General features: G+C 58.3%; 9 protein-coding genes. 5 read left to right on the top strand and 4 right to left on the bottom strand.

Annotation, left to right across the window (positions count from 1 at the left end; all coding sequences use genetic code 11):
- The first annotated feature begins 63 nt into the window (after positions 1-63).
- The 5 genes from ACJ70B_RS21435 (at position 64) to ACJ70B_RS21415 (ending at position 4,824) form a co-directional block, all read left to right on the top strand.
- Complete coding sequence (locus ACJ70B_RS21435; protein WP_408960814.1) at positions 64-1,770, top strand: DUF4143 domain-containing protein; 1,707 nt, start codon at positions 64-66, stop codon at positions 1,768-1,770.
- Positions 1,771-1,985: 215 nt separating this feature from the next.
- Entirely contained in the window at positions 1,986-2,573 is a 588-nt protein-coding gene (locus ACJ70B_RS21430) for a hypothetical protein (RefSeq protein ID WP_408960813.1), read from the top strand.
- Complete coding sequence (locus ACJ70B_RS21425) at positions 2,545-2,802, top strand: hypothetical protein (RefSeq protein ID WP_408960812.1); 258 nt, start codon at positions 2,545-2,547, stop codon at positions 2,800-2,802. Before ACJ70B_RS21430 ends, ACJ70B_RS21425 begins: the two co-directional genes overlap by 29 nt.
- Before the next feature lie 230 nt (positions 2,803-3,032).
- The gene (locus ACJ70B_RS21420) at positions 3,033-3,770 is read left to right on the top strand and encodes an N-6 DNA methylase (RefSeq protein ID WP_408960811.1); all 738 of its coding nucleotides are present in this window, start codon (positions 3,033-3,035) and stop codon (positions 3,768-3,770) included.
- Between the two features lie 277 nt (positions 3,771-4,047).
- Positions 4,048-4,824, top strand: coding sequence for a hypothetical protein (locus tag ACJ70B_RS21415; RefSeq protein ID WP_408960810.1), 777 nt, complete (start codon positions 4,048-4,050; stop codon positions 4,822-4,824).
- Positions 4,825-4,880: 56 nt separating this feature from the next.
- Here ACJ70B_RS21415 and ACJ70B_RS21410 read toward each other — a convergent pair whose 3' ends face one another.
- The 4 genes from ACJ70B_RS21410 to ACJ70B_RS21395 are packed head-to-tail and all read right to left on the bottom strand — an operon-like array spanning position 4,881 to position 11,458.
- Positions 4,881-7,898 (bottom strand): type I restriction endonuclease subunit R, encoded by a 3,018-nt coding sequence (locus ACJ70B_RS21410; RefSeq protein WP_408960809.1) that lies wholly within the window; start codon positions 7,896-7,898, stop codon positions 4,881-4,883.
- Positions 7,885-9,258 carry a restriction endonuclease subunit S gene (locus ACJ70B_RS21405; protein WP_408960808.1) on the bottom strand — a complete coding sequence of 458 codons (1,374 nt, stop codon included), beginning with the start codon at positions 9,256-9,258 and terminating at the stop codon, positions 7,885-7,887. Before ACJ70B_RS21405 ends, ACJ70B_RS21410 begins: the two co-directional genes overlap by 14 nt.
- Positions 9,251-10,768 (bottom strand): N-6 DNA methylase, encoded by a 1,518-nt coding sequence (locus ACJ70B_RS21400; protein ID WP_408960807.1) that lies wholly within the window; start codon positions 10,766-10,768, stop codon positions 9,251-9,253. The genes ACJ70B_RS21405 and ACJ70B_RS21400 overlap by 8 nt, the downstream gene beginning before the upstream one ends.
- A 3-nt stretch (positions 10,769-10,771) precedes the next feature.
- Positions 10,772-11,458 carry a hypothetical protein gene (locus ACJ70B_RS21395; protein WP_408960806.1) on the bottom strand — a complete coding sequence of 229 codons (687 nt, stop codon included), beginning with the start codon at positions 11,456-11,458 and terminating at the stop codon, positions 10,772-10,774.
- Between the last annotated feature and the right edge of the window lie 182 nt (positions 11,459-11,640).

Below are 11,640 nucleotides of genomic sequence, written 5' to 3'. Positions count from 1 at the left end.
AAAACTGAAATTTGCCTCATCAGGATGCTACATATTTATACTATGCCGGGGTCAAGTTCCTCTATGACAGACCCATCTGACGGTTCTGATTTCATCGCAGACGCTGAATGGCATAACGAATGGTGGGATACAGGCAATAGTTCACTATCTGAGTTAGAACAAACCGCTTCTCTAGACCCGCGATCAGACTTACTCAAAGTACTGCAGTCCATTGATGACGAGCGAGAAGACGGTACTGAGAGTCTCGTGTATCCCATTTACGGACCAACCGGAATCGGCAAAACGACGCTTCTTCAGCAATTCATCGCTGCAATTCTTGATTCAGACACCGTTGACTTCTCTCCCGGCCATCGTGATTTAGATATCGTCGGCTCCGTTGATCCACGCCAGATCCTCTATGTCCCTCTTGAGGATTCTCTCTACCATCTCGAACCTTCAAGCAGCGCTGTGGAAAAACTGGAAAACGTTATCGACTATTTCCGTTCTCACGTCGCTCCACGTCGAGGTCGCAAGTACATCATCCTCGACGATATCGGGGCTCTGCGACTCGAGGAAGATCAACAAAGTGCCCTTCTCGACCTTGTAGATGATGATACCTATCTACTGCTGACTGGTATTGTAGAATCGCAGGTCGACCTGAGTGGTATCTCGGCTTCGAGCGAGCCCAAGATCAATTATCCTCGTGCGATGTTGCCGATGAAGTTTGTAGACACCATCAAGCAGGGAGCGTATGATGACTCTGCGTTACTCGAGACGGACCCTGATTTTGCTCTTCGCGTGGAGTCCCATCAAACGAGGAGTATGGACGGTGAAGCACTGATAAAGGATGTCCGGAGTAATTTGTCTGAATCGGAAAACTTGGATGACGCGGTCGCGTCGTTGAATCAGCTTTACTTTGAAGCCTTCTCAGACGTTGAGCGAGATGGCCTGTATGAGGCCGCTCGTGAGTACCTGCAGAAAGGTGGAATATTCCTACGTGCTACGGAAACCCCGGTCAAAAACGAACTCATCCGATCACATCTGCTCCTGTATCTCTACAAGGAACTCGCAGAGTATGAATCGATTCAACGACCTGAGAACCTCCATCGAATCGCTTCATTAGCTGCGAGCCAAGCTGGGAACGAGCTTCGATATACGGACATCAGTGACCAGCTGGAAGTCGATCGGCGGACTATCGATTCGTATCTATCCGTGCTGGATGACGGACTCTCCGTTTCGGAATCCCACGACTTCTCACTTCAACGCCACCGCCGTACACGACTCTACCTCCGGAATCCGCGCCACGTTGTACTTCTGTCCCAACGTCAGGAGCACCACGGATTCAAGACATACGAGAAGACCCGGTCACTCAATCACGAGTTCGAGTACAAACTAGCTCGGACCGTCGCATTTGACCATGCGAAACGACTGGCGTGGAGGGTTGGGGGCTCAGGCGACGAGGACCCTCAGGTGGAATACTTCGAGACTGAGTCGGGGACTGTCGACTACATCCTTCACAATGAGGATGGAGTTGTTGTCCCGTTTGTTCTCTCCTATCATCCACACGCAGGGAATGCTGATGAAATCGCAGTCGAATTCGATCCGACTGTCGGGAAGCATCCAATACCCGGCGGAGAGGAGGTTCTCGATCTCGATTACGAAGCTCCCTACAGGTTCATCATTGCGGATAGCCTGCCAAAGGAAGTGACGCAGTCGGGTTCACTTGTTGTTGAGCGGGACGGGGTCAACCTCTGTTACATTCCCTACTGGCTGTTCCTCCTCATCTGCTAACTACTATATAGCCACTTCTGGACCGATAGAGGCTGAAATTATTTGATGATCTCGGTATTTTACGATGCTGCAAGCGTTCACCTAATTCTCGCCCAATCTCTCTCACGGTGAGACAATAGAGACAGTTCCTCACCCGCTGCTTGATTTATCTGGTTAACGAAGATCTCCTTCAGACTACGGTCGAAGCATTCTCGAAAGATGATGAGGTGAAGGCTATGCGCAACAAGTGGATTGCCCCCGACGACATGGGGAACCCACACGGCCGCTTCGAAACGGCCATCGACAGAGGCTTTCAAACGGTCGGTAACGTCGGACTGGCGCCGAAGTCGATGCCGAGTATACTTCTCGTCGCCCTCTTGGCGAAATTCTACTATGAGAATCCTGATGCCGAGGTCAACGAAGCGAACGAACGAGCGGCGTTCCGCTTTGTTGCCAAGGCCCAACTGCTCAATGCGTTAACCGGCTCACAAGCCCGATCTATGGCTAAATCACTGTCCGACCTTCGGCCGGAAGACGGTTTTGAGACCTTCCCAGGTGACCAGTTGCTTGATGATCTGGACCTCCACCTCACCGCCGAACACGTCGACAAAGCCGTCGAGAACGCACGCTACGACAATGCGGCGAGCGATGGTGATACGTTCACCCACAAAGGCGTCGCGGCAATCCTCGCACTACTTGATGAAGGGCACGCTGATCTTGATATTGAGCGACTCAGCGTAGATCATATCTATCCGCAAGCATGTGCTGATGATATCCGAACGGTGGGTCCCGAAAGTGACGGACAAGATCCACCGCATTGGTAACCTTCAGCTCCTCGACGCTGCAGAGAACCGTCGGAAGGGCGACACACTCCCTGAAGAATGGCTCAACGGGCTTGGTGAGGCCGAAGCGGATCATTATCGCACCGTGAACCGCTACCCCGAGGGCGTCACCCCGACGCTAGAAAACTTCCAAGAATTCGTCGAGCGACGAGAAGCTGCTATGAAAGAGGCGCTCAAGGAGAAATACGCCGTGTCGGCGGTCGAACCGTAGTCAGTGTTGTTGGCGGAGTTTTGCTTGGAGAATATCTACAACTGACGGAGCGTTAGCAGCGGTATTTTTTATTTGCCCCTGAAGGGTGCGGGGCTACTCAGAATTGCCTCGTGATGATCGGAAATGGTTACGAGAGACATCTCCAAGACGAGCTTCGGCGACCAAATCAGTAGAACGAATTCGGTTGTGACTCGGCTGGAATGGCTTGGAATCGAGCTTCAGGTGGAATCATGAGTTCTCAAATCAAGCCGGGAATCCGTGAGAAGGTGACCAATCCTTTGAACGAGATTTCTGCGAGGACTGGTGATTCGTCCTATCAGGTTTTCTCTGATTTCCTCGACCTGACTATTTCAAGCTTCTCCGGTGATGAACGGCAATACTCGACTCGAGTTGAACGATATCGTACTGATGGCCACGACATGGCCACCGTGAAGGACCTTCTTCAACTCCATGCAAAAGCCCTTAGCGGGCTTGCCGTTGGGTTAGAGAAAACTAATGAAGATGTTCTTGGTGCTATTTATGAATATTACTCAACTTCCTCAGATAACTTTGCACAACACTTCACACCTGGCTCAGTTAGTGGTACAATGTCTGAAATAACGTTCCCAGATGAGGACAAAATCTGCGATGCTTCGCCTGACGATCCGCTTCTTATCGGTGATCTCAGTGGGTGCGGAAGCGGAAGCCTTCTGTTGAAGAGTGCAGATCGTCTTCAAAATATACGAGGAGACTGTCCAACTATCTACGTTGGATGGGATATTGATCCAGACTGTGCGAAGATGTGTGTCATCAACTTCGTGTTGAATGGACTTCCAGGATATGTGCTTCAGGGAGATACGCTTCGAATTCAGGTGAATCGATGCTGGAAAATCGAACCTACAAATCTGTCTCAGAAGAACATGCCCGTTTCCGAAATCCCCGACAGTGACCAGAAGGAGATAATCGATGAACTAGCGATAACTGTCTAAAGAAGGTCAGATCATCTGATCGGCAGCTACGTCCAAACCTGTAGACCTGTACAGCTACATTCAGAGCTCATGAGGCACGTGTATTCAGAGTATCCCGATTACGACCAACGCAGCGTCTATTGAACCTCTTGGCCATAACAGCGAATAGGATTTATATATCAACAAGGATCATACAGTGACAATGTCGGAGTTTGCAGACGCATCACCTATTGACAAAATCACTATGAATCCCGCAGATCTCGATCCCCAAATCTGGCTATCTGGAGGGACCTGAGCCATGGATACACCGCTCGGAATCAGCGCCGGACGCCAGAAAACACTCCAGGCCCTCGAAGAACAGACCGAACTCGCCCCAATAGACGAACCGGCCAGTATCAACGACCTCATCGACGCGGTGAAAGACATCACCGTCCCACGCGTTCTCTCACCACCGCAGAAAACCGTCGAGCAGATCGACGAGATCCATACTGCCCTGCCGGAAGACGCACAGCCACACTACGTCAGTGACGACCGGTTGCTCCGCCACATCAACGCGGCCCGCCGCCAGTTCAACGACTGGATGGGCAAACGCCGACGGATGGCAGAGATGCCGTCACCGGTGGAGACCGGGCGCGCGAACTACCCGACGCGGCGCGCACAGAAACGTAGCCGCCTCGAACGGGAAGCCCGTGAGGAGCTGGAGGCGAAACTCGACCGTGCTCAATCGACAGCTCGTGGCGCAGAGCAACGTGCACTGAACGCTATCGGCTCCTCGGTCGGGGAACAGACCGACCAGCGACGCGAACAGCAACGAAACGAGCTACGCGAACAGTTATCCCCGGGCGCGATCGTCAAATTCCGCAACCCCGAACTACGGGCGGGCCAGGTCGTCCGGGTGAACAAGAAAAGCGTCCGTGTTCGGTATCCGAACCCGCGAGCCGGAACGACGTGCCCGATCACCGGAGAAGAAGAGCCCGCCGAACGGGAGGACCGCATCCAGCTAGACTCCGAATACCTGGAGCAACTGGATGCTGAAACAATTGACGATGCCGCGGACTTACTTGACGGCTTATAGATACGGGAACAACGGCAAGACACCGGCACTACCGGCCACACGAGAAAAACGTACAGTCAGGCGTCCGGATGATTCTCGATTAGGTACTCACGGGCGTCCTCGAGGAACCGGTCGTCCTTGCAGAGATCTGGCTTCTCGGCCTCGATTGCGACGACCTCCAACAGCAGTTTCTGGATGTCCTCACGGGTCCGCGTACTCGTTTCCCAGTCCGTATAGGACGTGTCGACGCGTTCCGCGAGCTCCTCGTCGACCCGCTTCGCGATGAACTCGGCCTCGTCCTCGTCCTCGATGTACTCCGCGAAGCCCTCGTCGCTGTCGTCCATCAACGCCGCGAACAGGGCATGGCCGGACGGTGACAGTCCGCGTTCCTCGGCCTCGTCTTCGACCGACAGGATCTCCTCCTCCAGTTCGACCAGTTCCTCGTACGCGCGGTCGGCGGTCACCTCGTCGCTTTCCCACTTGTCGACGACCTCGCGGACGCGTTCACTCAGCCGCCGGTACCGCGGGTGGTGTTCGGACCGGTCGTCGAGGTAGTCGTCGGCGGCGCCGGCGACCTCGGTGATCCCCTGCTCCGCGTCCATGTCCCGGACGCGTTCGAGGTGGTCGGCACCGAACTCGACGACCTCGAACTCCTCGTCCATCCGGTCGACGTCGACGTTGTTCTCGACGATCTCCTTCGTCTTCTCCCGCAGCCGCCTCTCTGGCTCGCTCTCGCGATTCATACTGCGCTGGTACGCGAGGTACACCTGCGTCAGCCAGCTGTACTTCTGCGGGCGACCGGTATCCCTGTCTTCGAGTTCACCCATCGGCGCCAACGTATCGTACAGGTTCTCCACGTCGCGGTACAGCTCCTTGAACCGGCGGCGGGCCTCCGCGTCCTTCCGCAGGTACGTCAGGCACTCAACCACCGTCTCGGGGCCATCGTCGAGATCGATGTGGTCAAACAGCGCTACCGCTTCCTCGAGCTTCTCGTCGAACCTGTCCAGAAGTTCCTGGACGTCCTCCGCGGCCGCTTCACGGACGTCCGGCGGATAGTAGCTCAACGCTTCTTCGACGTTCCCCTCCGCGAACACACCGGCGAAGTCCACGATCTCCCCGTTCTCTTTACCCTCTGCCGGCCGATTCGTCCGCGCGATCGCCTGCAGCAGATTGTGGTTCGTCAGCGGCCGGTCGAGGTAGATCGTCTTGAGGATCGGAGCGTCGAACCCGGTGAGCAGCATACTACAGACGACCAAGATCTTCGGGTTGCCGTCCTCGTCCTTGAACTCCTCGACGATGCGCTCCCGCTCGCTCTTCGACGTGTGGTACGTCCGGGTAATCGGGTCCGACTTCCCGGCCGACGAGATCACGACCCTGACTTCCTCCGGATCTAGATATTTCTGGAGCTCCTCACCGTATAGCGCGGCCGCCTTCCGGGACGGCGTGACAACCATCCCCTTCCAGCCGCTGGGCGCCAGCTTCTCCCGGTAGTGGTCGACGATCTCCTCAGTGATGGTTATCCGTCGTGACCGGAGCTCGGCGAGTGTCTGTTGGTTGATCGTCTCCCGGATGAGCTTGTCCCGCTTCTCGAAGTCGAGGTCGCCCGTCGCGGCCTCGTGCGCCTGATCCATCACGTCGTCGTCGATTTCCCAGTCCAGGCCGTGCCGTAGCTCGAAGTGCACCGGCAGGATCACGTCGTCGTTGATACCGTCCTCCATCGAGTAGTGGTGGAGGTACCCGTCTTCGTCTCGCGGCTCCGAGTAGTGCTGGAAGGTGTTCCGGCCGGCCTCGGTGTTCTCGTTCACCGGCGTCCCGGTGAACCCGAAGTGGTAGTAGCTGTGGAGGGCGTTATCGAGTTTGCTGCCAAGTTTCGCCTCCATGAACCGGTGGGCCTCGTCGGAGAGGACGACGGTTTCGTCGTTCTCCTGGATGTTCTCGTCGACGTCCTGGAACAGCTGGATGGTGGTAACGACGACCTGGCTCTGCCCTTCCTCGATTAGTGACTGCAGCTGGTCGGCGCCGTCCGTGACGATCTCGTAGTGGTCGAAGTCGATGAGCTTCCCGAGATCGTCCGACATCTGGTCCCGCAGGTTCTGCCGGTCCACCAGGATGAGCACCTGCGGCGTCTTGATGATGTCCGGCCGGTACAGCAGGTTGCGCGCGGTGAAGAACATGGTGAACGACTTCCCGCTGCCCTGCGTATGCCAGATCAGTCCGTTCTCGAACTGGCCCCGGCTGACCCGGTGGAGGATGGCCTGCGTCCCGTGGTACTGCATGTGCCGCGGGATGATCTTCGCGTCCCCGCCGGGCTGGCGCTGGTAGAACACGAAGTGTTTCAGGATGTCGAGCAGCGTTCCCGGCGTGAGGAGCGAGTGCGCCATCTCCTTGAGTTCGCTGGGCGAGCCGGTCGGGTCCTCGGGCTGCCACGGGTTGTAGTGCGTCTCCGGGGCGTTGACCGCGCCGTACCGGGCGCGCTCGTGGTCCGCGGCGACGTTGAACAGGACCGGGCTGAAGAGCCGGGGCGCGTCGCCCTCGTAGTCATGGATGTCCTCGATCGCGTCGGTGACCGTACTGTCCTGGGTGAGCGACTTGAGCTCCGTCACCACAAGCGGGATGCCGTTGACGAACAGCACCATGTCCGGGATCACCAGTTCGTGCTGGCGGACGCGGAACTGGTTGGCCGCGATTAGGGCGTTGTTCTCGGGCGTCTCGTGGTCGATGAGGTCCACCACGGCCGCCTCCGAGGTGCCGTCGGACTTCGAGAGCGTTACCTGCCGGCCCTTCTGCAGGACTTCCTGCACGTTGCGGTTCGTCTCCATCAGGCCGTCACCGGCGAAGTCGCGCCGGAGCGACGTGATCACGTCGTCGACGTTGTGGCTGGTGACTGGCTCGTTCAGGGCGATCAATTGCTCGCGGAGCAGCTCCCAGTACACGACCTCGCTCTTGTCGTCGCGGCCGTACATCGCGTCCAGCTGGGTACAGCCGTCCGGCTCGTCGGGGCCACCGTAGGTGTCCCAGCCGGCGGCGTTCAGCCAGTCCAGCAGCGCGTACTCGACCTTCTGCTCGTTGAACGAGGGGAATTTAGGCTGACTCATAGTTCTCGATGGCGTCGGGGATGTCGATCTCCCTTTCAGCGGTACGGACGTCGCCGGATAGGAGGTCCTGCATCAGGCCTGTTTTCAGCCGCTGGGCCTGCTTGTGATGTTCTCGGTTCGTCTGGATCATCTCGTCGACCGCTTCGAGTTTGTCGACGATCTCCTGCTGCTCGGCCAGCGACGGGAGAGGGACTGTGAACTTCTCGATGCCACTCACCGAGAGGTTGTAGTTCCCGGCCGAGCTCCGAATCCAGCCGTTCATCTCGACCCGTCCCCGGTAGGCGTTCAGGAACTCGCGGATGTACCCGGGGAGGACGCGGTCCTCGTCGACCCGCAGGCGGATGAGGTAGGAGGCGTACACGAAGTCCTCCTCGCGCTCGCTGACGGTCGCACACCGACCGACGTAGTTCGGGTTCCCGTTCGTCCGGATGACGAGGATGTCGTTTTCCTCGAGGCGGAGACGATCGTACTCGTCGTCCGGGAGTTCGGTGTACTTCAGGTCGTCGAGCGTGATCCGCTTGTTGACGATGTTCGGAATCCGGAGCGTCGGGTGGCCCCGTCCTTCCGTGTTCGACTTCGTGTCCGTACCGTACCGGGTGTCGGTCAGGAGGTCGCCAAGGCGGACGGTGTTCCAGCTCGCCGGGAACTTCCCGGCTTTGTCCTTCTTGTAGTCACTGTGTTCGTGGATACCGGTGCGTAGCAGTTCTGACGCGAGGCTCTCGCGGAGAGTCTTGGACTTCTCGAGGGTCTCCTCCGCTCCCCGGATGGCCTCGTCCTGGTGGACCGCAGCCGCGGCGATGGCCTTCTGTTCCTCCATCGGCGGAACCGGGATCTCGTACTTCTTGAGCACCGATGTCTGGATGCTCTCCACCGTTGTGCCGGTTTTCTTACACGTCCCGCGTACGTCCTCGGCGCGGGCGCGGAGGACCTGGAACAGGTACTCCGGATGGATGACGTCCGTGTCTGCTTCGAGTGCCTTGATGTCCTGGTTGATGGTGGTCTTCGTTGTCGCTTTCGCCACGGGGAGCGTGTGGCGGAGCACACCACTGCGGACGACCAGGAGGATCGTCCCCGGGTCGTGGATCTTCGAGGTGGATGCCTCAGCTCCCTTCTCGGTCATCTTCTCCTCCGTGTCGGCGATGAGCGGCCCGTTGAAGTCTTTCGGCTTCGCCCAGAGGATTTCGCCGTTGTCCCAGTACTCCTCGTTGCTCTTCTTGGGTGTGCTCCCTCCGGACATCTCACAGACGTCCTGGATCTTCATCATCTCCCAGCCCTCTGGGAGCGACCGCTCCTCGGTCTGACCGTCGGCGTCACCGGGCTGGTCACCTCCGAGGTCAGTCAGGCGCCGCTGCTCACTCATACCCGAGCACCCCCATGTCCTCGTCGACCTGCGCTTCCGCCGCGTCACGAGCTGAGCGAGCGTCCTTCAGCTGGCTGTAGGCGGACGTGACCTCCACGATCTCCTCGTCGCCGATGGTGTCGATGTAGAGGGAGATGCTCAGGTTGTAGTCGTTCTCCGCGATCTCGTCCACCGGGACGGCCCGGCTGATGCCGTCTTCAGTCTGCCACCCGGAGTACGCGTCGAGGATGCATTCGATCCCTGTCTCGGTGAGGTCGTTGTGGTTGTTCTGCTCGGTGTAGAAGTCCTCCTCCGAGGCGTTGATGAACATGACCTCGTCCTCGCGCGACGGGTCCTTGTCCCGGTTGAGGACGAGGACGGCGCTGGGCAGCGAGACGTTCTGGAAGAGGTTGTCTGGCAGGCCGATGATCGCCTCCACGATGTCGTCGTCGACCATCGCTTCACGGTACCGGCCCTCGTTGGAGCGGAACAGCACACCATGCGGGATGACGACCGCGGCCCGTCCGCTGTCGTTCAGCAGCTTCGCGATGTGCATGATGAACGCGTAGTCACCGCGGTCCGCCCGCGGCAGCTTCTCGTGCCAGTCGAACCGGTCCCACTTGTCGTCCTTCAGGTCGCTCTTGGGCCAGTCGGCCGAGAACGGGAAGTTCGCGAGGACGTAGTCGAACCCCTCCTCGTCGTCCAGGTAGTTCGAGAAGGCCGGGTTGGCCAGTGAGTCCTCGCGGCGGATCTCCGCCTCGAGGCCGTGCATGAACGTGTTCATCTGGGCGACCGACGCGATGTCCGCGTTCAGCTCCTGCCCGGTGATGTTCCACGTACTCGGGTCGCCGTCCTGCTCGTTGCGGAAGTACGAGGCGGCGTGCACGAGGAAGCCTGCGGAACCGGCGGTGGGGTCGTGGAACGACGCCCCCTTCTCGAAGCCGTCCGTGTCGCCGCCCTTTGCCAGGATGCGGACCAGCAGATCGATGACGTCGGTCGGGGTGAAGAATTGGCCACCTTCCTTCCCCTCGTCCTTGGCGAACTCACCTACCATGTACATGTAGGCCTCGCCGAGGAAGTCCTTCTCGACCTTCTCGGTGCTCAGCTCGAAGGCGTTGATGCGCTGAACCAGGTCGCGGAGCCGCTGGTCGTTCAGCGCGTCCTCGTCGCTGTAGGTGACGCGGACGACACCGCGCAGCTGGTCGTTCTCGCGTTCCAGGGCGGTGAAGGCCTCGTCGAGGTAGGGGGCGATGTTCTCGCTGCGCTCCGTGATGTCGCTCCACCGGTAGTCCTCGGGGACCGACATCCCGGTGATGGCCTTCCGGGCGAGCTCTTCATCACCCGCGAACTGGTCCTTCTTCTCCTCCAGCCGGTCGGCGAAGGTGTCGTCGATGCTCTTGTAGAACACCAACGGCAGGATGTAGTTCTTGTACCGGGCTTCGTCGACTGCGTCGCGGATGGCGTCCGCGCAGCCGTACAGTTTCTTACCGAGCTCTTCCGGCGTGACGTCGCTGTATACGTTCTGTGTCATGTGTTACTGGGTCGTCAGGTAATCGATCATCTGCTCTTCGGGCGGTGCTCCGGGAAGGTGGTCTTCCAGTTCCTCGTGGGCTGCGCGAAGGCGGGACAGCATCGCGTACCCGCGGTCAAGCGTGACGGCGATGAGGAGTACCAGCCGGATCTCGTCAGAGTGGGCGACGTCCGAACCGTCGAAGTTCTGGCTGGTGGTGATGTGGGCGGCGAGCGTCCGGATGAGGTGGTCGACCGCGAACAGGTAGTCGCGGAGCGTCTGGATCTCGCGGAACGACAGAGTGTACACCAGCACCTCGCGCAGAATGTCAATCAACAGCGAGCGTCGACCGTCGTCGCCGTCGGTGACGAGTTGCCGGAGTTCACCTTTCAGATCGATCCGGAGCTCGTTCCGTGCGTCGACGAGATCCGCGAGCCCGTTGTTCGCGGAATCCCGAATGAGGTAACTCTCGAGATGCTCCTTGTAGATGAGCAGGAGCATTTCCTCGTTAACGCGGTATTCTCCGTCGTCGAGGAGCAGTTGGCCTTCATCGACGAGCGCACTGCACGTCTTTGAGACAGTTCCGCGTGTCACGCTGACCTGTTCTGTGATGTCCTTCTGGCGGGGCGGCACCTCCTGGTCGCGCTCGAGTGACGCGACTGCAGCAAGGATTTCAAGCCGCGTTCCGCCTTCGCGCATATCTACCGCCACAAAAAGTTGTGTGGACGCACATCACTTAGTTCTTATGGTGATGGATGTGCACTACTATACTTTGTTTCGGTCTTTCAACATAGGTCTAGAGGCCTTGAAGCGCACAATTATGGGCGATGAGGAAAATATTATTTTGGGTCATACCTTCCTGTCGACCCTCTCTGCGATGAGGAACGCGGATC

Source organism: Natrinema sp. 74 (assembly GCF_046097095.1).
Taxonomy (GTDB): Archaea; Halobacteriota; Halobacteria; order Halobacteriales; family Natrialbaceae; genus Natrinema.
This window is presented reverse-complemented; position numbering and strand designations above follow the sequence as displayed.

Excerpts from the sequence above, each read along its gene's own strand:
- ACJ70B_RS21430 (WP_408960813.1), top strand. The coding sequence starts at position 1,986 with ATGCGCAACAAGTGGATTGCCCCCGACGACATGGGGAACCCACACGGC.
- ACJ70B_RS21420 (WP_408960811.1), top strand. The coding sequence starts at position 3,033 with ATGAGTTCTCAAATCAAGCCGGGAATCCGTGAGAAGGTGACCAATCCT.
- ACJ70B_RS21415 (WP_408960810.1), top strand. The coding sequence starts at position 4,048 with ATGGATACACCGCTCGGAATCAGCGCCGGACGCCAGAAAACACTCCAG.
- ACJ70B_RS21400 (WP_408960807.1), bottom strand. The coding sequence starts at position 10,768 with ATGACACAGAACGTATACAGCGACGTCACGCCGGAAGAGCTCGGTAAG.
- ACJ70B_RS21435 (WP_408960814.1), top strand. The coding sequence starts at position 64 with ATGACAGACCCATCTGACGGTTCTGATTTCATCGCAGACGCTGAATGG.
- ACJ70B_RS21410 (WP_408960809.1), bottom strand. The coding sequence starts at position 7,898 with ATGAGTCAGCCTAAATTCCCCTCGTTCAACGAGCAGAAGGTCGAGTAC.
- ACJ70B_RS21405 (WP_408960808.1), bottom strand. The coding sequence starts at position 9,258 with ATGAGTGAGCAGCGGCGCCTGACTGACCTCGGAGGTGACCAGCCCGGT.